The organism is Microvirga sp. jy35 (genome assembly GCF_056148915.1).
In genome coordinates this window covers 71,481-94,637 of sequence record NZ_JBWBEW010000019.1, presented here as the reverse complement: position 1 = coordinate 94,637, position 23,157 = coordinate 71,481, and the positions used below count along the sequence as shown (strand labels likewise).

Below are 23,157 nucleotides of genomic sequence, written 5' to 3'. Positions count from 1 at the left end.
GCCGGAAGCGATGACAGCAGTAAAGCTGAGCTGTTTCATGGTTCCTGTCCGTCTGGTGATTATGAGAACTCCGGCAAGCCCCGAACAGTTGCGAAGTCCGGACTAACTGAGATAGGAGGTTCCACCCTAGTTTTCCGGCAAAGGGCTCCCGGCGACCCGGCGATACCGAGACACGGTGGTGCCTCCTTCTCACTGACGAACCACTGTAAGAACAGTTTCGCTTCTGCTAGCTATGTGTCGCAACGGCTCTTATTCTAATCCTGCGCGCCGTAGTGAATAGCTTGAGAATTCCGCAAAGGGCTATGAGTGTAGCTCATGAATGTCCGTGCACCTGAGGCGATCCGCTTGGACGAACTCGACGGGGCCTTCGGGTGCATGGAGCGCAGCGATGACGCTCCTTTGGGATCAACATGGCGCCGCTGGCGGAGCCTATCGCAGAAGGACATCAAAGGTCAGCTGATAGTCAGGCAGTGAGGTCCATTCACTTTTCGGAGGTCTGACTACGTGAGGATTGCTGCCTTCGAGCTTAGGTCTCAGGGGTGCACAAGCCATCACTCAGTCAAGATCGTGGTTTGCAATCTTTCGCATCAACCTGTGCCGTGCATTACATTGCCCGAAATGGTACTAGGTTCGGGATTGATCCTTCTGACTAGCGGGGCCGGGCATGTCCGACATGAAAAGCCGAGCCATCGGCTTCGGCCACAGGATCATGAGGGGCCTCCGTCTGCTGGGGCCTTTCAATCCGTCAAAGGATCGCCTCCAGGCAAATACGAGACAGGCCGAGCTCGAGGGTCTCCAGTTCGCGTTCTATGCAAGGCTGACGGCAATCATCACCATCTCCGTGTGGCTGTTCTGGATCGTGCCCTGGCCGCGTGACCTCTATTACGGCGCGTACGCCTTCGGGTTCTTCCTCCTCGGCTACCTCCCGTACCGCTTGCGGCACCATCCTCGCGGCGAGGCGATCAAACTTGGCTTTATCGTACTCGATGTCGCGTTGGTCTCAGCGGCGATCCTGCTTCCTCCTCCAGCCAGTCTCGGCAGCGAATGGCCGATCCAGACCCGCCTGCGCGGGCAGGAATTCCTCTATGTTCTCCTTCTCCTCGGAGAGGCTGCGCTCACCTACTCTCCGAGGAGAGTGCTCTGGACGGGTGTGTCGATCCTCGTCATCTGGTCGATCGGCGTCTTCACGATCTACTCCCTGCCGGACACTATGCGGTTCAACGATGCGACTGCGGAGGGAATTCTCACGTCGGCCGCGGTCCTGGACCTCTCCTTCAAGCCTGCCTTTGTCGGACTTACGGCTTGGTATACCCAACTCGTTGCGACCTCCCTGTTCACTCTGCTCCTGACGCTGACCGTCTGGCGGAGCCGCCGGACCCTATTGAACCAGGTTGAGGCCGAGGTTGTGCGTGCGGATCTCGCGCGATATGTCTCTCCGGACGTGGCCGAGGCACTCACCAGGCGTGGCGATACGGCATTCGGGGACCCGGCGACACGAACGGTAGCCGTCCTGTTCGCCGATATCGTCGGCTTCACCAAGCTCACCGAGACCCTCTCGCCCGAGCGCACGTTTGCCCTGCTGCGCAGCTTTCAGGAGCGCAGTAGCGCCGTCGTATTCAAGCATGGCGGTACCCTCGACAAGTACCTGGGCGATGGCTTCATGGCGACCTTCGGCTCCATCGACCCGCGACCGGACGCGCCGGCGCGCGCGCTCGCCTGTGCCTTCGAACTCCAGCAGGAGATCGAGCGCTGGAACCGCAAAAGGTCCGGCCGTGGCGCGGATCCCCTTCGTGTGTCGGTTGGCATCCATTGCGGTCCTGTGACGGTGGGCAATCTCGGCGGCAGGGAGCGCATTGAATTCACCGTCGTCGGCGACGTCGTGAACGTGGCGAGCAGGCTCGAGGAGATCACCCGGGCGATGGGCGGCTCGATCATCGCCTCAGAGGAGTGCATCCGGGCGGCGGGAGGTCCGGAGTGGAGTATAAGGTTCCAGTCATCCCGCGAGATCCAGCTCCGGGGCCGGCAGCAGAACATCCTCGTTCATATCGCAACGTGAGTGTCCCTGAATTCATCGGGCAGGCCGGACACTCCCCGGGCTTTCACCGCATTCATGAGCGAGAACGATAAGTCCTATCGAGATTGGAGGGCTAATAGCAGCCAAACTGGCACTTACGTGATTTCAGTGGAGTGCGGCTGCTGTCGTGCTCGATGGCTAAAACCGATCGAGAGGACCTGGACATGAGACTGATTGCAGCGACACTGGCGTCGCTCTCCCTCCTTGGTGCATCACTGGCCCAGGCCAATCCGGCCCAAAGCCCTTTATTGGCGAACTCCAGCGACATCGGTCGGGTTTCGCCAGCGCTGGAGAAGTACGCTACTAACACGATCAAAGAGGGTCTGTGGAAACGGCCGGGTCTCACCCTCCGCGACCGCAGCATCGTCACCGTCGCGACGCTCATCGCGCGCAATCAGGCTGGCGAGATGCCACGTCACATTGCCCTCGCGCTCGACAACGGCGCCAAGCCCGCCGAGATCTCAGAGATCATCACCCACCTCGCCTTCTACTCAGGCTGGGGGAATGCCATGGCGGCAGTTGTGGCCGCGGAGGATGTCTTCACCCAGCGAGGCATCGGCGCTGATCAGCTTCCCATGGCCTCGCCGCAACTGCTTCCGCTCAATGAGGCCACTGAGGCCCAGCGGGCCACAGGTGTCCAGCAGAACTTCGGGCAGGTTTCACCGGGTGTCGTGCAGTACACGACTGATCTCCTGTTCAAGGACCTGTGGCTGCGTCCGGACCTCATCCCCCGCGACAGGAGCCTCGTCACCGTCAGCGCCTTGATTGCCTCCGGACAGGTGGCCCAGATTCCGTATCACCTGAACCGGGCCATGGATAATGGTCTGACGAAAGAGCAGGCCTCGGAAGTCCTGACGCACATCGCATTCTATGCCGGCTGGCCGAACGTGTTCTCGGCGCTTCCCGTAGCCAAGGGTGTCTTCGAGGGCCGCTCCTGATAGCCAAGGCCTTCGTGACCGCCTTCGGGTGGATTGACGAGTGGTCCGACCGAAGGGTGATCGGATCCGCCTCCCCATGGCTCTCGTCGCGCAGCGAAAGATCGAAAGGAATTTCCAGATGCCCAACAGCCTACATCATGACAATCCCGACTATGCCGTCGATGTGATTGATGGCGCCAAACCGATCGGTCCGCAGTTAGTCGCGGCATCTGCGCTCCTCACCGTTCTCCTGGCCGGAATGTCGGCTATGAATGTCCCCATGCAGCCACGGGACCTCTACGTCGCCGGTGAGAGCGGGACCGAAAGCCTACCCGCACAGGAAGCCGGGCTGCTGTGCTCGATCGGCGACAAGGTCAGGGGTTGGATTACCGTCACGGCATCTTAGCCGATCGCCCTCACCGCAAGCCCTTAACGAGTTCGGCTCAACCCCGATGACGCAAGGCATCGACCAAGAGTGCGGGCGACCCTGATGCTGTCATCCCGATCACGGCGGCCCCTTCCGCAGTAGGTACCCTTTCCACAACCTGATACAGGAGACAGGACAGACATGAGAAATCTTCTCGGCGCTACCGTTACGCTCGCGCTTCTCGCCGCAACCCCAGCCGTTGCAGAGAGCACCGTCATTTCCCCAAACGCTCGCGTCCCTCCGCGAAGGGACCTGCACAGACCTTCACCGGATCGGTGACCGTCGACCCGCTGTACGCTGCCAACGAGCACACGACGTCGTCGGGCGGTCACGTCACCTTCGAGCCGGGTGCGCGCTCCGCATGGCATACCCATCCGGCAGGCCAAGTCCTCATCGTTACGTCCGGCACGGGTTGGGTGCAGGAGGAAGGTGGCCAGAAGCGGGAGATCAAGCCTGGCGACGTGATCTGGACGCCGCCCGGTGTAAAGCACTGGCACGGAGCCACCGCAACGACCGGAGTGGGCCACATTGCCATCACGAACATGGTCGACGGCAAGAACGTCGATTGGCTTGAACACGTCACTGATGAGCAATACCGGAAGTAGGCTGGATCACAGCCACAGGCAGATCTCCTGGACCACGGCCTTTCGCGACGGTATTCCAATCCAAAGCGGCCAGGGAGACAACTCGCTTTGTCCTTCCTTGGTCGCCGCCAGAATGAGTGTTTTAGATGCGCCCGAAGATCATCTGCCATATGGTCTCATCCATCGATGGCCGCCTGCTCGTAGATCGGTGGACGCCTCCAACAGCAGGGATAGCCAATGACATAGTGCATCGGACCTATGAACAGGTAGCGGCACGGTTCCATGCGGACGGATGGATCGTCGGACGCAAGACGATGGAGGATTTCGCGGAAGGCGATTTCCGGACGCCACCGACAGTCCCGGGCAACCTTCGCGAAACCTATGTTGCGGATCGCAGGGGGCGAGACATCGCCGTGGCCATGGATCCACATGGCAAGCTGCACTACGGTAAGGACAATGCCGGTGGCGACCACATCGTAGCGGTCATAGGGGAGCAGGTGAAAGACGAGTACCTGGCCGGACTGCGGCAGGGCGGTGTGTCCTACCTTTTCGCGGGTCCAGACGGGCACGATCTGCACCGTGCCATGGATATCCTCGGCAATACCTTTGGGGTCAGGACTCTCCTGCTCGAGGGCGGCGGCACCGTGAACGGCGCATTCCTGAAGGCAGGGCTGATCGACGAGATCAGCGTCCTGATGTACCCGGGCATCGATGGGCTGGCCGGGGTGCCGAGCATCTTCGAATATGCAGGCGAGCCTGATGAGAGACCTGCAGCCGGCCAGTCCCTCCGGCTTCTCAACACGGAGCTCTTGGAAGGTGGCCTGGTCTGGCTTCACTACAGGGTGGAGGCCTCTCCAGCGTCGCAGCTTGAATGAGAGAGGCCGGGAATGGACTAGCTTCACAGAGCAGTTCGTGACCTTCCCGTTGCCCCTGAGGTCGATTGCTTCACCGCCAAGTGGTTCATCGCGATGTGATCCGGGCAAGTCTGAGCTACCAATCGCAATCGGCGGACAGCAGCCAAGATTGGCTCGATTGATGAGCCCTCCTCATAAGTACAAGCGAAGGAGCGTGTCTAATCTCATCACCTCGTCTGGACTATCTTCTCGACAGTCAAAGGAGATCCAGACATGAACGAGAAGATTGATACCAAAGCCTTGGTGGACCGGAAGGTCGGCTTCGACCGCCGCAACGTCCTGAAGATGGCCAGCGTGGGTGTCGCTGCCCTCGGTATCGCGGCATTCGCCGACATGCCTGCTGCCATGGCTCAGGACATGTCCAATGGCGCCAACAACTTCTACACCAGCGACCGGGTAAGCGTGCAGAAGATCACGTTCAGGAACCAGTACAATATGAACGTCGCAGGGAATATGTTCATTCCCAAGGACCTTGACCGGAACGCCAAGAACCCGGCGATCATCGTCGGGCACCCGATGGGCGCGGTGAAGGAGCAGAGCGCGAACCTGTATGCCACGAAGATGGCTGAACAGGGCTTCGTCACGGTGTCCGTCGATCTGCCGTTCTGGGGCGAGAGCGATGGCCAGCCCCGCAATCTCGTCGCGCCGGACATCTATGCTGAGGCTTTTAGCGCTGCAGTCGACTTCCTGGGAACCCAGCCCTTCGTCGACAGGAACCGGATCGGTGCGCTCGGGATCTGCGGCAGCGGGAGCTTTGTCATCAGTGCGGCCAAGATCGATCCGCGTATGAAGGCTGTTGCGACGGTCAGCATGTACGATATGGGCGCCGCCAACCGGAATGCGCTCAGACACTCGCAGACGGTGGAGCAGCGGAAGAAGACCATCGCAGCGGCAGCCGAGCAGCGGTGGGTGGAGTACACGGGCGGCCAAACCCAGTACACCAGCGGAACGGTCCATGAGATCACCGCGAGTTCCAACCCTATCGAGCGTGAGTTCTACGACTTCTACCGCACCCCTCGTGGTGAATTCACGCCAGCAGGGTCGTCACCACAGGTCACCACGCATCCGACCCTGACCAGCAACGTGAAGTTCATGAACTTCTACCCGTTCAATGACATCGAGACGATCTCTCCGCGTCCCATGCTGTTCATCACAGGCGACCAGGCCCACTCCCGCGAATTCAGCGAGGATGCCTACAAGCGCGCAGCCGATCCGAAGGAGCTCCACATCGTGCCTGGTGCCGGACACGTCGACCTGTACGACCGCGTGAACCTGATCCCATTCGACAAGTTGAACGGCTTCTTCAGCCAGCACCTTGGATCATAAGCCAGTTGCAGAAACGGCCGGCGGCCGCTGTCGGTACAGTTATGGAGAGCCCTTCATCATCGGTTGGGCTCTCCATCTCCTGCCTTGTGTCGATACCGGGAGCCTATCACTCTACGACGTCAGTACCTCAAGGGGAGACCCCAATTGCAACATCGAATTCTGATTGCAGCCGGCCTCGCGCTGATGCTGAAAGGAAATGCAATGGCGCAAGAGCGCATCCTGATTTCCTCCGAATGGGGCAATGTCACAGCCAATCTGGTCGACAACGACGCGACGCGGTCGCTCGTCCGGATGCTGCCACTCACGATCAACATGACGGATCATCTCCGCCAGGAAAAGACGGGCAACCTTCCTTCCCCGCTGCCAGCGGTCGCACGGAAGCAGGATTTCTCGGCTGGAACACTGGGCCTTTGGGGTCCTGATCACTTCGTCATCTACTATCGCGGCGGCCGGGTGCCCCAGCCTGGCATCGCTGTCCTCGGCAACGTGACAGGCGATAGCTCGATCTTTGACCGTCCCGGTCCCGTCACTATCCGTCTTGAGCGTGCGAAATGAATGGCATCCGACCAATTTGTCGGGGATGTCGGCTATGAATTCTTGGGTGTTCGCGCAGCACCAAACCAAGCAGCATTCGCTCACGGCTGTATTCTCTCGTGAACATAGTTATAGTTATTCCCATGTCCATGAGAGGAACTCCCGGGTGGCGCGTGAGAACATCAATGACCTGATCGCCTTCCTGGCCGTCGCTCGGGAGCGCAGCTTCACGCGGGCTGCAGCCAAGATGGGCATTTCGCAGTCGGCCCTGAGCCATACCATCCGCTTGCTTGAGGCCCGGCTCGGCATCAGGCTTCTCACACGCACGACCCGCGCAGTCTCCGTTACGGAGGCCGGCGCACGCTTGGTTGAGAGCATCGGCCCGCACTTCGAAGAGATCGAGGCCCAGGTGGAAGCCCTCAGCGAGTTGCGCGACAAGCCGGCAGGGACTATCCGCATCACGGCGGCCGATTATGCGATCAAGTACGTTCTCTGGCCTAAGCTGCGACGCTTCCTTCCGAACTATCCGGACATCAAGGTTGAACTCGTTCAGGATAACGGGTTGACCGACATCGTCACCGAGCGTTTCGATGCCGGCGTGCGCATGGGCGAGCATCTCGCGAAGGACATGATCTCGGCCCGGATCAGCCCGGATGTCCGCATGGCAGTCGTCGGCACCCCGTCGTACTTCGCCGACCGTCCGAAACCGCTCCACCCCAAGGATCTCGTCGGCCACACATGCATCAACTTCCGGCTCCCGACATCCGGCGGCTTTTACCAATGGGAGTTCGAGGAGAACGGGCGCGAGATCAAGATCCGCGTTGAGGGTCAACTGGCCTTCAGCAACAGCTTCGATCTCTTGGAAGCCACACTCGACGGTTTTGGGCTGTCCTACATGATGGAAGAAATCGTCCGACCATACATCGCCGAGGGGCGGCTGGTGCACGTCCTCGAGAAGTATTCACCCGATTGGGACCCCTACTATCTCTACTATCCGAGCCGCCGCCAGTCATCGCCCGCTTTCGTCGCCCTGGTAGAAGCGCTGCGCCATCGGGGATGATCCCCGGGCATTCGGGGGCTAGGTGGGCAGGCCCACGCACGTGCCGTATCTCTTGACGCGCCTTCACTAGCTTTCCGCTCTTGCTGCCCAGCTTTGGGTGCGGTACGGCGACTTCCCGGCACCACCACCCCATAATAGGTGATGATGGCCGGGAGGCTCACCACCCCTGCCCAATGTCCGAAGAACGGCGTCACCGCGGCGGTGAAGTCCCAGAAATCCAGGCTGTAGGTGAACGTCAGTTTGCTCCATACCCCCAGAACCGAGAAGCTCCACACGCCGAACCCAGTCAGGAGTGCCGCTGCGATGCGGAGAACCAATGTCTTCGCAGAGTTCCCCGGCGAGAGCCTTAAGGTCGTACGCATCATTGCCATGACCCGTGACCAGTGCAGCCCGAGATGGACGCCGATGATGACCATCACCCAGTACGCTGCAAACCAGTGCACATCGCGCAGGTAGATGCTGTCCGGAATGGGAAGGAACTCGAATACCGATTTCGAGATCACAACGCTCGTCACCAGGAGGACTAGCATATTAGCGATCAGCAGCAGATGGAGCACGAGCGTGATCGCCCGGCGCGTATCGTATCGTCCCCTAAGCAGGTTCCTAAACCAAGTCCGGTTTACGGCGAGGTGCCAACCGAGCAATGCGAATAGCACCATGCCGAAGATTTCGTGCGCCAGGTTCTCCAGCCACCAATAGGCAAGTGCGAGCAGCAGGAGGACCACCATTGTGGCAGGCAGCACAAGCCGCTTGAAGATAATGACCTTCATGATGGCGTGCTCGCTTTCAAGAGGAATTCAGGCGCCATCATTTTGAAGCTGAGCGCGTCGCTGAAGGTGAACATGAACTGCTGGTCCCGGCGCGAGCGCTGATGGCAGGCATAGCATTGTGCCGTGTTCTCATCAGCTTTGACCGAGCGGTCGGGCCAGAACCACTGGTACTGCCACTCGTCCATGCCTCCGCCCGTCTTCTGAGCGACGAGGTAGCGGTGCAGAACGTCGCTCTGGTAGTCCACGAGGACGATGTGCGTTCCCGTCGGCACCGGCTGTCCGGCCTTGATGGCATCGAGCGCGGCGCGGCTGGTAAGCATGTGCTCCCGGGTCACTCCGCGGCGGACCGTCGTGTAGTGCTCGAGTTGCTCCAGCGGCGGGAACGTGACCGCATTCGCCTCGGCACGGGCTGGCGTCGGCCCCTTGCCGTCCGGCAGCATCAGGTATCCACACACAGCAGCCGTTGCGACGGACACCGACGACAATCCCAAACGCCAAATTCTTTGCTTCATCCGACACATGTCCCTTCCTCGCCAGGTCAAAGCCTGGTCGCGACGGGACAGTAGCAATCAGAGCAGCCATGAATTAGGGGCGCTGCGCCGCATGAGCCTATTAGCTGGGCTCATCAATCGCATTCTGAAACGGAAGGACGGGTCAGTGCCTGATCAACAATAAACCCGCGTCTGGCGGCGGGCATTGATGATTGCTGCTCATAAGTCCATGCGCCTTTCAGCAGCTAATCGCCTGTCAACGAGCGGCCTATGTTCAGGTCCGAGTCGCCACGCGCTGCTGGACCTCTCTCAGGGTTCACCGGCTATGGCTGCCGTTCCCTTCTGCGGCTCTGGGTCTTGCCCACCTCGCACAACCAGATTTCGAGAACCTGATGTCCATAGGCTTCGCTTCCACAACCGACACGATACCTGACCGCGCGCCAGCTTGGGGCGCGGTCCTCGCCATGTCGCTGTGCTGCATGGTGCTGGTCGCCTCCGAATTCATGCCGGTCAGTCTCCTGACCCCGATCGCCTCCGACCTGCACATAACGGAGGGCCAAGCCGGACAAGCCATTTCCATCTCAGGCATCTTCGCGGTGCTCACGAGCTTGTTCATCTCGAGCCTGGCGGCGACGTGGGATCGGCGAACCGTGCTGCTCATCCTGACCCTATCGCTCATCGTCTCTGGTTCGGTCGTAGCCTTCGCGCCGAACTATACGATCCTCATGGCTGGCAGGGCCGTCCTCGGCATTGCCATCGGCGGGTTCTGGTCGATGTCGACTGCGGCGGTGATGCGCCTCGTGCCGGAGGATCGCGTGCCCCGGGCGCTGGCAATCCTGCAAGGCGGGACAGCACTGTCCGCCACCGTGGCGGCACCTCTCGGGAGCTTCCTCGGCGGATATATTGGATGGCGTGGAGCTTTCTTCTGCGCGGTCCCCCTGGCAGCCATTGCAATGGCTTGGCTGCTGGTCAGCCTCCCGTCCATGCACGCCGAGCGGCGGATGGGTTCAGGCAACGTGTTCAAGCTGCTCCGCAGGCCCGTCGTCGCCTACGGCATGGCAGCGGTGACGCTGTTCTTCATGGGCCAGTTCGCTCTTTTCACTTACCTGCGACCCTTCCTTGAGACGGTGACCGGTGTCGATGTACCGACATTGTCCCTGGTTCTGCTCCTCCTCGGAACAGCGGGCTTGGTTGGGACCTTCCTCATCGGATCCTTCCTGAGAAACGGCACGTATGGCGTCATGATCGCCATCCCACTTGTTATGGCTGTCATTGCCATCGCCCTGATCGCGTTCGGGAGCGGGCTCGGGGCCACGGTGGCCCTGCTCGGGGCCTGGGGCTTGGTGGGCACCCCGGCCCCTGTCGCTTGGAACACTTGGCTGACCCGGACCCTCCCCGAGGATGCCGAGGCCGGCGGCGGGCTGATGGTCGCGGCCATCCAACTGGCGATCACCCTGGGTGCGACCGTTGGCGGCTTCCTATTTGACATGAGCGGCTACCAGAGCACCTTCGCGGCTAGCGCGGCCATGCTTGTCGCCGCAGGCCTCATAGCCGTTGTAGCGAGGAGTGCGGGGTCGCCTGCTCCAAAGTGAGCTGTCCAGGATCGGACCTGGACAGCGTTCGGCACGGCGCCGGGCTCCTTGCCAAACCTCATTCATCATTCTGCGACCTCCCAATCCAACGAGTGGAACAACACCATGGCAAGCTTTCGCTACAAGACCCTCGGCTACGCCGCTCCATCGGCCGGCGCCCGCCTACAACCCTTCTCTTTTGAGCGTCGTGCGCTACGCCCGAACGACGTCGCGATGGAGATCCTCTATGCGGGGGTCTGCCACTCGGACCTGCACTGGGCCCGCAACGACTGGGGCTGGTCGAACTACCCGGTCGTGCCGGGCCACGAGATCGTCGGGCGTGTGATCGAGGTTGGCCCTGAGGTCACACGGTTCAAGGCGGGCGACCACGTGGCGGTCGGATGCATGGTCGATAGCTGCCAGCATTGCGACCAGTGCCGCAGGGGCGAGGAGCAGCTCTGCCGCGAGGGCAACACGATGACCTATGGTGGGCTTGACCGCATCACGCAGGAGATGACCCAGGGCGGCTATTCCAAGCACATCGTGGTCCGTCAGGAATTCGTCCTGCGTGTGCCGGACGGCCTGGAGCTCTCCCGGGCGGCCCCGCTGCTGTGCGCCGGTATCACAACCTACTCGCCCCTGCGCACCTGGAATGTAGGCCCAGGAAGCCGCGTCGGCGTGATCGGCCTCGGCGGCCTTGGCCACATGGCGGTCAAGCTCGCGGTAGGACTCGGAGCTCACGTGACTGTTATGAGCCGGACGCCGGATAAGAGAGCCGACGCACTCGCACTTGGAGCCGATCAGCTTCTCGTTTCGATTGATCCGGAGGCGATGATGCAGGCAGCCAACGGCTTCGATCTCATCATCGACACCATCCCGAACAAGCACAGTCTCGATCCGTATCTCCCGCTGCTCGACGTGGACGGCACGCTGGTGATCGTGGGCCAAGTCGGCCCGCTCAACGAAATGCTATCCGTGCCGCTTCTGCTCGGGCGGCGGCGTGTCGCCGGCTCCCCTATTGGCGGCATCCACGAGACCCAAGAGTTGCTCGAGTTCTGCGCCCGCAAGAACATCCTGCCTGAGACCGAGACGATCCACATGGGTGAGATCAACGAAGCTTTCGAACGGATGGAGCGCTCCGATGTGCGGTACCGCTTCGTGATCGACATGGCATTGCTGACGGAGCATGCGGACGCTCCGTCCTAATTGAGAGAACAGCAAACACCTCGAGAAGACTTCCGATGAGACAAAGCAACCGCGCGATCTATAGGTCGCGCGGCCGGTCCCAACAATCCAACGAGAAGTGCTGCCCAGCAGGGTCGCAGAGTGACTTCCAACGTCCGCTTAGGGTCACGAGCGGCCTTTAAGCGTGGCCGTAAGAAGGTCAGCTTATCGCGCAATTGCGGACATTTTTCTGTCAAGGGCAAAGTGAGGCGGGGCTGACGCAGACTGGTCGAACTTTGTCTTCTTTTACCCGTGGCGTTACCCGGAGGAAATATTGGCGTGGAACCGCAGACGCAAGAAAGTGAAAAACCCTCGCCGGTATAAGGGTTTGATGTGGTGAGCGCGCTGGGACTCGAACCCAGGACCCTCTGATTAAAAGTCAGAGCGTCTTCCGGCCGCTGAAAGACCCCAGGAGCGCGCCGCACTAGCGGAGGGATTCACACGTCGCCGGAAACGCCCCATGCTGGATGCTGGTGATTTGCCCTCGGACCGGTCCATATGTCCACGTCTCCTCAAAGGCCCCTGCGGGCGCATCAGCAGGCTCTTGCAGGCCTTGTCGCAGCAATCACACGCGGCGAAGCGACAGGGGTCAGCGACATCCTGGCGGCCGTGACGCCTGGCGGCGGCAAGTCCCTCCTCCCGGTGATTGCTGCGGCTCGCCTGATCGAGGCCGGTCATGTCGAGCGGATCTGCTGGGTTGTGCCTCGCGACAGTCTCCGCCTGCAAGCCGAAGAAGCCTTTGCCGATCCGGTCTGGCGAGCCGTGCTTGGCCACGCGCTCTCAGTTCGTGCAGCCGACAACGAACCAGACCCGAGCCGGGGCTTGGCTGGGTACATCACCACGTACCAGGCGATTGCGGCGGCACCGGACCTGCATCTTGTCGAACTCCGCCGCCATCGCACCCTGCTCGTGGTCGATGAGGTGCATCACCTGCCCACTCTTAGCGAGTACGAGCCAGCCGCATCCGCAAGTTCCGGTCAAGCTCCTCCCCTGAACGAAGATGCCTCAGCTTGGAGCCGGGCGCTGCTGCCGCTTCTGGAGTCCGCAGCCCTGCGCTTGCTTCTCTCGGGAACCCTGGAACGTGCGGATGGCCGGCGCATCCTGTGGCTGCCTTATCGCACCGGACCCGACGCTGGCACACAGGAGGTTGATCTGGAGGCTCCCGGCTGGGCGATCACCGGCTACTCACGAACTCAGGCGGTAGCCGAGCGCGCGGTGCTGCCCATCACCTTTGGGGCCCTCGATGGTGAAGCCAGTTGGTTGCAAGCAGGACGAACCGCGACGGACGACGTCCGGCTTGGCCCCCATCGCCTGTCGGGCCCCTACCCGACTGAGACAACCCGCCCTGCCCTGTTCACCGCTCTGCGGACTGGCTTTGCCCGGGAGTTGCTGCAGGAGGCCTTCAGGGCCACACGAAATCTTAGATCGCGCCGGCGGGCTGAGCGGGGGCTGACTGCCGATGAGGTCGTCCGGGGTCTCGGCAAGCTGCTCGTGGTAGCGCCCGATCAGCGGAGTGCCCGGCGATACTGTGAGATGCTGCGAAGTTGGATGCCACCCCGGCAGGCGGAGAGGGAGGTGCGATTGGCGATCTCGAATGAGCGTGGTGCACCTGAGGCGTTGGCCGCCTTTCGGCTGACAGCGGAACCGGCGATCCTGGTCACAGTGGCCATGGCCTACGAGGGGCTCGATGCGCCGGAGGTCGCGGTGGTGGCTGCCCTCACCCATATCCGCAGCCGTCCCTGGCTTGAACAGATGATCGCCCGAGCCACGCGAGTGGATCCTCATGCTGGTCCCTACGAGAGCCAGCGCGCCCTCGTCTTCCACCCGGACGATCCGCTGTTTGTCCGCTTCCGCCGCAGCATCGAGGCTGAGCAGGGGATGCTGGCTCGTCAGCGCCGGCGCAATGCTGAGGCGGAGACACCATCTTGGCTCGCCGAGCAACTCGCGGCACACCGGGATGAGGGAGAGGGACGTGGAATTACGCCCTTGGAGAGCAATGCGCTGGGTCTGCGCTACGCAACGCTGAAGCCCGGCCCGGTCTTCGAACAGGCTCGCCGAGAACGAAAGGCCGACCAAGCACACCTGATCGAGCCGCCATCCGCGACGGAACGGCGGCTGCGGGCTCGCATCGGTGAGGCCGTTGCCGCTCAGGCAGTGGAGGACGAAGCCGGCCTGCAGGTGCCGCATGCTGGCGAGGGGCTCTACCATCGCTACAATGCGGTGCTGAAGCGGGTGTCCGGCAACAAGGGACGAGGCCAGATGACCCTGCCTGAACTCGAGGCAGCTTTGACCTGGTTGGAGCGCAACCGCCTCAGCGATCACCTCCACCACTTGGAAGGCGATCCCCGTTACGCTTGGACAGCGGCTCGACGGCGCCGCTTGGTCTGGGACCAACTGTCCTCCCACTCCAACTCTGAGGCTAAACGCTCGGCTACGTCGGCGAATATCGCCCCGAAGGGCAGTTCGCCCCAATAGGCATCAAATTGCAGCGGCAGGGTTGGTGGCGTGCTCGGCCAAGTCAGAGAGGATCTGATCAGTGTTTTCTGCCTGGATCAGGTTCTTCCGAGTGAGCCTCGGCCGTTGTGAAGCCAAGCTGGTGCGGACCCACTGGGCGAGGTCATGCCCGGATTGAATCATGGATACTCTTCTGAGGGAGCAGGCGCCCCCTAATCTGCCCCACTTAGTAACCGGGGCATTTTGGGGGGCGAGGGGATTCCTCCGACGGGACATTCATGATTCACTCCCGGCATGACCTCGCCGCCTCGTGGTTCCAACAAGCCGCTATCCCAGAAGGTCCTGCGCCTGCTCGTCACGGATCTGGCCAGCAAGATCGATCGACTGGAGCAAGAGGTCGAGCAACTGCGCCTCGACAACAGCAACCTGCGCCACGACAACCAGGCCTTGAAGGACGAGATCGCCCGGCTCAAGAACCTGCCGCCGCGCCCACCGTTCAAGCCATCTGGCATGGAGAAGGCCACTCAGCCGCGGCCCACCCATCCGGGCCGCCCAGGCCGCGGCGCCAAGCGGGATCGGGTCACGCGCGAGGTGACGCTCCGGGCTGAGGTCCCACCCGGGTCGCGCTTCAAAGGCTACAAGACGGTGGTACACCGGGATCTCGTGCTGGTCGCCGAGGTGGTGCGCTACAAGCGGGAACGGTGGGTGACACCCGAGGGGCAGACCCTCATCGCGCCGCTGCCAGTCGGCGTCACCGGCGGGTATGGGCCCGGCGTGCGGCGGTTCTGCCTCGCCCTGCACACGCAAGGCCAGGTCACCACCGAGCGCCTCACCGATCTGCTGAACGGCATCGGCCTGTCGATCTCCAAGCGACAAGTGGTGCGTCTGCTCACCTCAGATCTGGAGCCGTTCGAACAGGAGGACCGCGCGATCCTGCAGGCCGGCCTGACCTCCTCGCCGTACCTCACCGTCGACGATACCGGCGCACGGCATGCCCGCCGTCCTGGGGTCACGACGCAGATCGGCGGCGAGCGCTTTTGCGTCTTCCGCACCGGCCGGTCGAAATCGCGCTTGAACTTCTTGTCGCTGCTGCGGGCTGGCTGCGAGGACTACGTCGTCAACGAGGCCGCCCTGGATTATCTGCGCCGGCAGCCGGTCGAGGCTGCCGTGATCGCCCGATTGACGAAGCTCCAGGGCCAGGTCTTCGGCTCGCAGATGGAGTGGTGGCAGCATCTGCTGCGGTGCTCGATCAACATCTTCGACCGGCCTCTGCTGCAGTCGCTGGACGAAGCCGCCACCTGGGGTGCGATCCGGCATCACGAGCTGATGGAGAGCACCGTCGTGGTCTCCGACGATGCCGGACAGTTCCGGGTTGCCCGGCACGCGCTGTGCTGGGTTCATGCCGAGCGCCACCTGGAGAAGCTGATGCCGGCCTCGCCCAAGCAGGCGAAAGCCGTTGAGCTGGTCCGCGCGGCGATCTGGTGCTTCTATCGTAGCCTGAAGCTGTGGAAGCAGAGCCCCACACCGGGCGCCAAGGCGTCCTTCCGGCGCCAGTTCAACCGGATCTTTGGCCAGCGCACGGGCTACAAGGAACTCGACGAGTTGCTGGCTCGCCTGGCGCGGCGCAAAGCCGAACTGCTGCGGGTGCTCGAGCGCCCGGAGATCCCGCTCCATACGAATGCGTCCGAGAACGACCTGCGCGCCTGCGTGATCAAGCGCAAGATCTCCGGCGGCACGATGAGCGCGGATGGCCGTGTGGCACGCGACGTGATGCTGGGGCTGCTGAAGACCTGCCGCAAGCTCGGGCTGTCGTTCTTCGCCTATCTCGGAGACCGTCTCGGACTGAACACGGATCAGCCGAAGATCCCGCCGCTCGCTATTCTCGTGGCCAGAACAGTCTGAGGTTTGGCCCCCCAAACTGCCCCGGTTACGCAATGACAATACTGAATTACCCGTTTAAGTCGTTGTAGTTACCATATTTTATCGCGCCGCACGTATTTATCATAGAATTCACTATGCCCAGTGATAGCACACGCATTTCACCCATCTCACTCCCGATAATTCCTTGTTATCGGGAGCGTCACAAAAAACCACTCGCTCCGGGGTCGGCACCGGCGATTGAGCCCGCTCTGATCACTGGTTTCTGTAACCCGCCGATGACTTCTTCCATCGCCCCCTGCCCTGTCTGGTCTTGACCGCCGTGGTGGTGCCGGTGAGACTTCGCGAATGGCTCGTGTGATCTCCCTGCGTACCCTGCGGACGCTGTCGGCGGCCGCGATCGCGCGGCTCCCAGGCTCCGTCTTGGTCGAGAGCGATGGCCGGACCGTAGCCATGCTCATCCCTATTCGGCCCGCCTCTGCGGAGGACCGTGCCCTGTTTCAGCAGGCTATGGCGCAGGCACAGAGTGCGCGCACCCCTGAGGAGCAGGAAGCCTTGGATCGCGACTTCGGACCGTGACGCCCCTCCCCTTCATCAGGGATCGACGTTGACACTAACCTCTTCGCTGCCACTCGCACGGCGTGCCAGCTTCAGGCGTGAAGTCGGCCGGGTTGCTCCCACACCTGATTGAGGCGAGTCTATGCGTTCGAACGAGGGGTGAAGATGAACCAAGTCACTGACCGCCAGGACGCCCACCAACTACGTCGCACCAATGAGCTTGATGCCCTTGCCGGCATTGTTCCGGCTGACCGGCGCGAAGCCCTGGCAGCCCTGCTGACGAATGAGGACGTTGCCACCCTCAAGCATCTCGCGGAAGAGGGCATGGGCGTGAACACCCTGCGCGCGCTCTCCTCGGATCTCGGCTATCTGGAAGGCTGGGCGCTCGCGGCGACCGGACTCCCCCTCCCCTGGCCGGCGCCCGAAGGTCTCGCCCTGAAATTCCTCGCTCATCATCTTTGGGATCCGGTCCGGCGCGAGAGCGAGCCGGGCCATGGCATGCCGGAGACGGTCGCAGCGAGCCTCAAGGCGGACTGCCTCCTGCGGGTGGTTGGGCCGCACGCGCCGGGCACCGTCCGGCGCCGTCTTGCCAGTTGGGCGACCCTGCATCGCTGGCGCGGTCTTGTGCCCGCCTTCGCAACGCCATCGTTCAAGACGGCCGTGAAGTTCGCCGTGCGGGCCAGCGCCCGGTCGCCTCAGCGCAAGAGCCAGCGGGCGGTCACCCGCGATGTGCTCGACCGGTTGCTCGCCACCTGCGTGCTCAACCGGCTTGTCGACCGGCGCGACCGCGCCCTGCTCCTGACCACCTTCGCCTCCGGCGGCCGTCGACGCTCGGAGCTGGCCTCATTGCGCGTCGAGCAGATCGAGACTCTCCCGCCGGTGGCGGCCAACCCTCGGGATCCGGAACCGATCCAACTCCCCTGCCTCGCAATCCGCCTCGGGCGCACCAAGCGCGGCAATGCGGATGAGGGAGCACACGTCCTTCTCATCGGCCGTCCCGCCGAGGCGCTCACCACCTGGCTCGACCGGGCGGGGATCAGCGATGGAGCTGTGTTTCGGGCAATTGACCGCTGGGGCCGGATGGGCCAAGGCGCGATCAGCGGCGATGGGGTCAACGACATTGTCAAGAAACGCTGCCAGCAGGCCGGGCTCAATCCGGCGCTGTTCAGCGCACATGGCCTCCGCTCGGGATATTTGACCCAAGCTGCCCGCGAAGGTGTGCCGCTTCCCGAGGCAATGCAACAATCCCAGCACCGCTCCATACAGCAGGCGGCAGGATATTTTAATGAGGGCGAGCGCCAGATGGGAAAGGCAGCCCGACTCTATTGATTGTCTATTGCTCCCTCTTGATTCCGAGGCCGTGTATTGATCCACTAGCTCCATCTGAACTTCAGCAACCACAGGACTTTGCTTAGTGCGGCGCTACAGTGATCACATACCCACTATCGCCTACTTGGCAGGGATGTGAATCTTAGAGTTGGTCCAAGCGATTCATGAGCTTTGACAAAGCCTTGCGATCCTGCGGGTCATGAGCCGGATCATGGCGCGTTGCACGAACGCCAGCTGCGTGCGCGTGAGGTTCTCACAATCCTTGACCAGCCGGCGGCAGCGGCCGAGCCACCCGAATGTTCTCTCGACAATCCACCGCTTCGCAACCACCACGAAGCCTTTGGCTGCATCCGAACGTTTGACAATCTCCAGAACCACCTTGCCGGTCCGTTTCGCGGCCGCGGCTGTTGCTGCGCCGCTGTAGGGCCATCGTCAAACAGGCGCTCCAGGAACACGAACACGCGCCGCGCACTCTAAAAGCCATCCCGGTCCTGCACGTCGGCCGGTGTCACATTCAGCCCAAGCATCAGGCCCAGCGTGTCGACGATGAGGTGGCGCTTCTTGCCCTTGACTTTCTTGGCCGCGTCATAGCCCATCGGATCGATAGGCCTCCCCCTTTTTCGGCACTCTTGACGCTCTGGCTGTCGACGATCGCGGCGGTGGGACTGGCGTGGCGTCCCTCAAGCTCGCGGACCTGCTGGTAGAGCGCGAAGTGCAGGCGGTCGAGCACGCCATCGCAATGCCAGCGCACGAACCAGCCGTGCACGGTGCTGCGCGGCGGCAGGTCTCTGGGCAAAGCCCGCCATTGGCAGCCTGTGCTCAAGACGTACAGAACGGCATTGAGGATCTCGCGCAAGCGCTCCGGGGCTGGCCCGGACCTCGTGCGACGGCGCAGAAACGGTCGCACCAGGTCCCATTCGGCATCCGTCAGGTCGCTCGGGTAGCGCAAACCTGGGCGAGCGTAGAGACCTCGGTTCTCTGGGGTCCACATGGGCGCCTCCGCAAATCGGCGCCAACCAGTGAATCACAAGTCATTGCTCGGATTCAAATTTCACTCGGACAGGCTCTAAGGAAGTGGCGCGCCCTAGGGGAAACGCTGCCAGCATGCCTACGTCTTTGATTATGTTATCTTTTCCAGCCACCCATTGTTTACCTACGTACCACTGGAGCGTATCAACGTCGAGTGCACAAGAGGCAGCGCAGAAGAGTTGCAATTCCTACCCACTGAAGCAACAATCATATAGATTTACCTGGCAATTTCCCCAGATATTGAAAGATCGACGGTGCGTTTCTCAGAACGTTATGGCTTTACGCCCGTGCAGCAGGCGATCCAAACCGACTCAATGGACGATCCGCTCCGCGTTGGAATTTGGAATGTTGTTTACAGCGTTTTTCTACAAACCAACAAAGTCTACATGTCTGATAACCCGATTTTCAAAAGGTTGGCTGAGAACCTTCAGGTCGGGTTCTTCAAAAGACCACTAGATGATCTTCCAACATCCACCGGAAAATATACCAGATCATTCAAAGATTGGTTTCTCAGTGCCGAGTGGTTCGAAGTATATGACCTTATAGAATTTATGAGAACTGCATTGAAGGCATCGGAAAGCACTTGGCAACAGGGCTACGACAGCTTCGACAAGTCTCTACTCTTCGAGCGATTTATCAACTCAACCTTAGAGCGCGAAAGGGCGGGCTATCGCATCGTTGGCGAGCGCGTGGCACCAATAATCGACAAAGCGGAAATCTCATCTATTGAGGCTGCAACCAACTCCCCAGACCAGTTCTCTGGAGCCAGGGAGCATATACGGACCGCACTCCAGCTTTATGCAAATCGCCGCGAACCGGATTATCGGAACTCGATCAAGGAAGCCATCTCGGCTATTGAATCGGCGGCTTGCATCGTCGCAGGCGATCCGAAGGCCACGCTCGGTAAGGCTTTGTCAGCGATAGAGAAACAGCAAGACCTCCATCCCGCTATGAAGGAGGCCTTCAGTAAGCTCTACGGTTACACTAGCGACTCGGGAGGAATTCGCCATGCTATGCTTGATGAGGAAAGCGTAACTGAAGCAGAGGCCCGCTTTATGTTGGTTGCATGTAGTGCCTTCCTCAACTTCCTGATTAGCGCCTCCGTAAGGGCTTCAACCTAGCAGCAAAGACCACGCAATGCGCTACGATGAGTTTGTAGAAGAACTGTTCTTGGCAATTGGTCGCGTGGCGGCCCTCAATGGTTTAGATCAATTCATTGACGCTAAGAAGGCTGCAAACACAAAAGGCTTGAAATATCAAGATAGTTGGGTGCTTGAGGCCGCAGGCGAGCTTGAGGCAAAGGGCTGGCTAAGAACAGAACCAACCTTAGACGCAGTTGAGGTCCAGCTAACAGGACGCGGATGGGATCATTATGAAGACCTCCTAGACGAATATGGTTTGAGAGAGGAGGTATTAGAAGCGGTACGGAACGATCTGGAATACCGTGAGGCTCTCACCTCCGACCAAGTTGTGCAGCTAGACCACGGCTCCGCTGCCTACCTTGAAGCCGACGCTAAGCTCACGGAGGCTATTGCCGCACTCCGCGCAAGCAACGAGTATAGGGTCCGTGACCCTGAGGATTTTGAACAACGCCTTGCGGAACTTGAAGGCGGCCAACGGTTGCTCAAAGCTCCCCGAACTCGTGTTGATGCTGTCACTACGGTGCTTATCCGGTCCCTTCAATGGCTCGCGGTCAAGCTTGCAGATACCGTTACTGGCAAGGTGATCGAGAGAGCCCTTACCGCCTTGGCCGCTCTCTTTGGCTTTTCCTTGTAGATGGAGACCTCGACTAAAATTTGGGGTCGCCCATGTGAGAGGTACCACGTAGAGGCATCGGACCAGACTTCCCCCCGCCCCCTCGTGCGCGGCTAGGCGCGAGAATAGCTCACAGGCGCCCCACGCGGTATCCCGCACCCACACGCGGTAAGAACGCCTCAATGAACTCCGCTTCGGCCCAGGTCTTCCACAACAAGCGCCATGGCCACCCGCACCAAAGCTTGTCCAATCGCATCCTTGACTTGGATCTCAAGGTACTTGTGGCCCGCTTTGGGAAGACACCCCTGAGCGATTGCCAGGAGGGCAACGAGAGCCTCTGCCTTAGCGGCGTCTAGGTTGGCGAACTCAACCCCCACCTCGTCCCTGACAAGGCTCTCATCCTCCCAAACATCGAAGAAGTATAGGGGCATCGCCTCTCACCTTACGGTCTCCAACTGTGGGAGGAGCAGGAAGTTCACTGGTTCAAGTCGGACCCGGCAAGAGGCCGCCTGGAGCAGAGCCTGCATTACCCCCCGTCCACAAACCGCCTAACGTTGGTTGCGCATCTTGAACCGTTCTGGACGGCTTAAGGCAGACCTCGGGTTCAATGAGGCCTACGTGTTCCACTCTATCCGCAAGACCGCTACGACCCTCCTAGAGAATGCGGGGGTCTCCGAGAATATCGCGGCGGATATCGTGGAGCATGACAAACCGAGGGTTACCTACGGCCTTTACTCTGGTGGAGCGAACCTAGAGACCAAGAGGACTGCCCTTGAGGAGCTCAGTTATCCAGGGTTTTAGTTCCGTCAGTGAAGCATCAGTCTCAGGGTCCCTTGAACAGGCACTTAAGGGGTGTCTATGTTTAGATCCCCAGACCCAGGACGAAGATGGCTAGACTCGTACTAAGACCACAAGTGAATGTTCCGTATGCCTCCTTTATGCCGTCGATCAATGATCTGGGCGCATCATTAGAAGAGGCCCGCTACGTAGTGTTTAGTGGACCTAACAACAGTGGGAAGTCACTACTCCTGAAAGCGTTGTATAATCGGTTTTCAGGCGCAGCCGCTATGCTAGGTGTCAATAGGTTCACACAAGACCTAGCGTTAACTCGCAATGGGCCATCTCCAAATACTGGAGAGCGCCGACATGCAGACCTGATTTCGGGGGAGCTAAATTCGGATGGAACTTACTTCGATTTATCCCCACTCGTCATGCGTATGAGTGATCAAAAGAGGGCTGAGATCCTAGCACTTTGTTCTGAGCTACTAGGCTTCACCTTCTCAATCGAGAAAGAGGATAACGCCAATGATCTATCGCCGCGTTATATTGCGGTAGATGGCAAGCCTCTCCGAACTGCAAGTACAGGTACGCGTCTGATCATGCGGCTTATCACTGAGTGCAAGGATGCGAGTATTGAGCGCATTCTGATCGATGAGCCAGAGCTTGGCTTAGCGCCACAGATGCAGCGCAAGTTGGCGCACATACTGTCAGACCCCGAAATTCGAAGTGCAAAATTTCCACACTTGAAATCCGTCTTCATCTCTACACATTCACATCTCTTCTTGGACAGGAAAATTCTCACGAATAACTATGCAATAAGCAGGCACGGTCAGGAAATATCTACCCGACGCGTTGAGAGCATACAGGAGTTCCAACAGCTTCAATTTGATCTCCTTGGAAATTCCCTGGAAAGCTTTTCCTTACCAGCGGCAATAGTTATTGTTGAGGGAAAGACCGACAAGCGCTTTCTTGAGGCACTTCTATCTACTCGTTTCCCTGAACGAAGGGTGCTCGTCGTTGACAGTGAGGGCGATGTGAAACGGCGTGTGCGGGAGTTGCGCACGATGATCGGTGGTTTAACAGGCTCCCCATATGAGGCCCGCACTTTCGTTGTGCTCGACAGTGTTCATAGTCGTGGGACCAAACAGGATATTGAGAGACTGGGCCTTCCAGGCTCAAGCGTGATTGTCTGGTCGGCAAACGGTATCGAGTACGTTTATCCGCAAGAGCTTATGGCTGCTATTTTCCATCTCGGAGTTCAAGAAGCACACCGGATTTCAATCACAGACAGCGATCTTGTTGAAGCTAATGGTTTTCGATTCCGAAAGGAGGAGCTTTGCACTGAGATTTGCAAGAGGCTTACGCCTAGTACGCGAGTGCCAGAAGAGCTTGAGACAAAGCTTCTCGCTCCACTTGAAAGGTTGCTAGGGTGAAAGGCACTTTCTCAACTTCGCAGACCCGAGGCGACTGACGGGTACCCGA

19 protein-coding genes, 1 tRNA gene and 2 pseudogenes are annotated in these 23,157 nt (G+C 60.4%); 17 read left to right on the top strand and 5 right to left on the bottom strand.

What is annotated here, in order from left to right; translation table 11 throughout:
- Window positions 1-664: 664 nt before the first annotated feature.
- The 8 genes and pseudogenes from AC0QTX_RS15670 (at window position 665) to AC0QTX_RS15635 (ending at window position 7,836) form a co-directional block, all read left to right on the top strand.
- Window positions 665-2,056 carry an adenylate/guanylate cyclase domain-containing protein gene (locus AC0QTX_RS15670; RefSeq protein WP_474604742.1) on the top strand — a complete coding sequence of 464 codons (1,392 nt, stop codon included), beginning with the start codon at window positions 665-667 and terminating at the stop codon, window positions 2,054-2,056.
- Window positions 2,057-2,238: 182 nt separating this feature from the next.
- The gene (locus AC0QTX_RS15665; RefSeq protein ID WP_474604741.1) at window positions 2,239-3,012 is read left to right on the top strand and encodes a carboxymuconolactone decarboxylase family protein; all 774 of its coding nucleotides are present in this window, start codon (window positions 2,239-2,241) and stop codon (window positions 3,010-3,012) included.
- 76 nt (window positions 3,013-3,088) lie between these two features.
- A complete protein-coding gene (locus tag AC0QTX_RS15660) occupies window positions 3,089-3,397 on the top strand; it encodes a hypothetical protein (protein ID WP_474604740.1) in 309 nt (102 codons plus the stop codon).
- Window positions 3,398-3,559: 162 nt separating this feature from the next.
- A pseudogene (locus AC0QTX_RS15655) lies at window positions 3,560-4,023 on the top strand ((R)-mandelonitrile lyase).
- A 125-nt stretch (window positions 4,024-4,148) separates the two neighbouring features.
- Window positions 4,149-4,877: a RibD family protein gene (locus tag AC0QTX_RS15650; protein WP_474604739.1), complete on the top strand. Its 729-nt coding sequence runs from the start codon at window positions 4,149-4,151 to the stop codon at window positions 4,875-4,877.
- 252 nt (window positions 4,878-5,129) lie between these two features.
- Entirely contained in the window at window positions 5,130-6,242 is a 1,113-nt protein-coding gene (locus tag AC0QTX_RS15645; protein WP_474604738.1) for an alpha/beta hydrolase, read from the top strand.
- Between the two features lie 144 nt (window positions 6,243-6,386).
- Window positions 6,387-6,797 (top strand): cyclophilin-like fold protein, encoded by a 411-nt coding sequence (locus AC0QTX_RS15640; protein ID WP_474604737.1) that lies wholly within the window; start codon window positions 6,387-6,389, stop codon window positions 6,795-6,797.
- 145 nt (window positions 6,798-6,942) lie between these two features.
- The gene (locus AC0QTX_RS15635; RefSeq protein ID WP_474604736.1) at window positions 6,943-7,836 is read left to right on the top strand and encodes a LysR family transcriptional regulator; all 894 of its coding nucleotides are present in this window, start codon (window positions 6,943-6,945) and stop codon (window positions 7,834-7,836) included.
- On the opposite strand, the gene AC0QTX_RS15630 is transcribed toward AC0QTX_RS15635, so the two are convergent.
- Window positions 7,767-8,606, bottom strand: a complete 840-nt coding sequence (locus AC0QTX_RS15630) for a DUF4405 domain-containing protein (RefSeq protein ID WP_474604735.1) — start codon at window positions 8,604-8,606, stop codon at window positions 7,767-7,769. The genes AC0QTX_RS15635 and AC0QTX_RS15630 overlap by 70 nt on opposite strands.
- On the bottom strand, window positions 8,603-9,118 hold the full coding sequence (locus tag AC0QTX_RS15625) for a hypothetical protein (protein ID WP_474604734.1): 516 nt from the start codon (window positions 9,116-9,118) through the stop codon (window positions 8,603-8,605). The genes AC0QTX_RS15630 and AC0QTX_RS15625 overlap by 4 nt, the downstream gene beginning before the upstream one ends.
- Window positions 9,119-9,489: 371 nt before the next feature.
- Here AC0QTX_RS15625 and AC0QTX_RS15620 point away from each other — a divergent pair, with 371 nt between their 5' ends.
- Window positions 9,490-10,689 carry an MFS transporter gene (locus tag AC0QTX_RS15620; protein WP_474604733.1) on the top strand — a complete coding sequence of 400 codons (1,200 nt, stop codon included), beginning with the start codon at window positions 9,490-9,492 and terminating at the stop codon, window positions 10,687-10,689.
- A 105-nt stretch (window positions 10,690-10,794) separates the two neighbouring features.
- The gene (locus AC0QTX_RS15615; protein ID WP_474604732.1) at window positions 10,795-11,874 is read left to right on the top strand and encodes an NAD(P)-dependent alcohol dehydrogenase; all 1,080 of its coding nucleotides are present in this window, start codon (window positions 10,795-10,797) and stop codon (window positions 11,872-11,874) included.
- 352 nt (window positions 11,875-12,226) lie between these two features.
- Here AC0QTX_RS15615 and AC0QTX_RS15610 read toward each other — a convergent pair.
- Window positions 12,227-12,302 (bottom strand) — tRNA-Lys (locus tag AC0QTX_RS15610).
- 88 nt (window positions 12,303-12,390) lie between these two features.
- Between AC0QTX_RS15610 and AC0QTX_RS15605 the strand changes: the two genes are divergently transcribed.
- The 4 genes from AC0QTX_RS15605 (at window position 12,391) to AC0QTX_RS15590 (ending at window position 18,111) form a co-directional block, all read left to right on the top strand.
- Window positions 12,391-14,367 carry a DEAD/DEAH box helicase gene (locus tag AC0QTX_RS15605; RefSeq protein WP_474604731.1) on the top strand — a complete coding sequence of 659 codons (1,977 nt, stop codon included), beginning with the start codon at window positions 12,391-12,393 and terminating at the stop codon, window positions 14,365-14,367.
- A 273-nt stretch (window positions 14,368-14,640) separates the two neighbouring features.
- A complete protein-coding gene (locus AC0QTX_RS15600; RefSeq protein ID WP_474604730.1) occupies window positions 14,641-16,248 on the top strand; it encodes an IS66 family transposase in 1,608 nt (535 codons plus the stop codon).
- Between the two features lie 324 nt (window positions 16,249-16,572).
- The gene (locus AC0QTX_RS15595) at window positions 16,573-16,803 is read left to right on the top strand and encodes a hypothetical protein (protein ID WP_474604729.1); all 231 of its coding nucleotides are present in this window, start codon (window positions 16,573-16,575) and stop codon (window positions 16,801-16,803) included.
- Between the two features lie 144 nt (window positions 16,804-16,947).
- Entirely contained in the window at window positions 16,948-18,111 is a 1,164-nt protein-coding gene (locus AC0QTX_RS15590; protein ID WP_474604728.1) for a site-specific integrase, read from the top strand.
- Window positions 18,112-18,273: 162 nt separating this feature from the next.
- Here AC0QTX_RS15590 and AC0QTX_RS15585 read toward each other — a convergent pair.
- Window positions 18,274-19,102 (bottom strand): annotated as a pseudogene (locus AC0QTX_RS15585) (IS5 family transposase).
- Between the two features lie 292 nt (window positions 19,103-19,394).
- Here AC0QTX_RS15585 and AC0QTX_RS15580 point away from each other — a divergent pair.
- Both AC0QTX_RS15580 and AC0QTX_RS15575 read left to right on the top strand, forming a co-directional pair.
- Window positions 19,395-20,261: an AbiJ-NTD4 domain-containing protein gene (locus tag AC0QTX_RS15580; protein WP_474604727.1), complete on the top strand. Its 867-nt coding sequence runs from the start codon at window positions 19,395-19,397 to the stop codon at window positions 20,259-20,261.
- 16 nt (window positions 20,262-20,277) lie between these two features.
- A complete protein-coding gene (locus AC0QTX_RS15575) occupies window positions 20,278-20,916 on the top strand; it encodes a hypothetical protein (RefSeq protein WP_474604726.1) in 639 nt (212 codons plus the stop codon).
- 158 nt (window positions 20,917-21,074) lie between these two features.
- On the opposite strand, the gene AC0QTX_RS15570 is transcribed toward AC0QTX_RS15575, so the two are convergent.
- Window positions 21,075-21,326 carry a DUF6894 family protein gene (locus AC0QTX_RS15570; protein WP_474604725.1) on the bottom strand — a complete coding sequence of 84 codons (252 nt, stop codon included), beginning with the start codon at window positions 21,324-21,326 and terminating at the stop codon, window positions 21,075-21,077.
- Between the two features lie 456 nt (window positions 21,327-21,782).
- On the opposite strand from AC0QTX_RS15570, the gene AC0QTX_RS15565 reads away from it, so the two are divergent.
- The gene (locus AC0QTX_RS15565; RefSeq protein WP_474604724.1) at window positions 21,783-23,108 is read left to right on the top strand and encodes an ATP-dependent nuclease; all 1,326 of its coding nucleotides are present in this window, start codon (window positions 21,783-21,785) and stop codon (window positions 23,106-23,108) included.
- The last annotated feature ends 49 nt before the right edge of the window (window positions 23,109-23,157 follow it).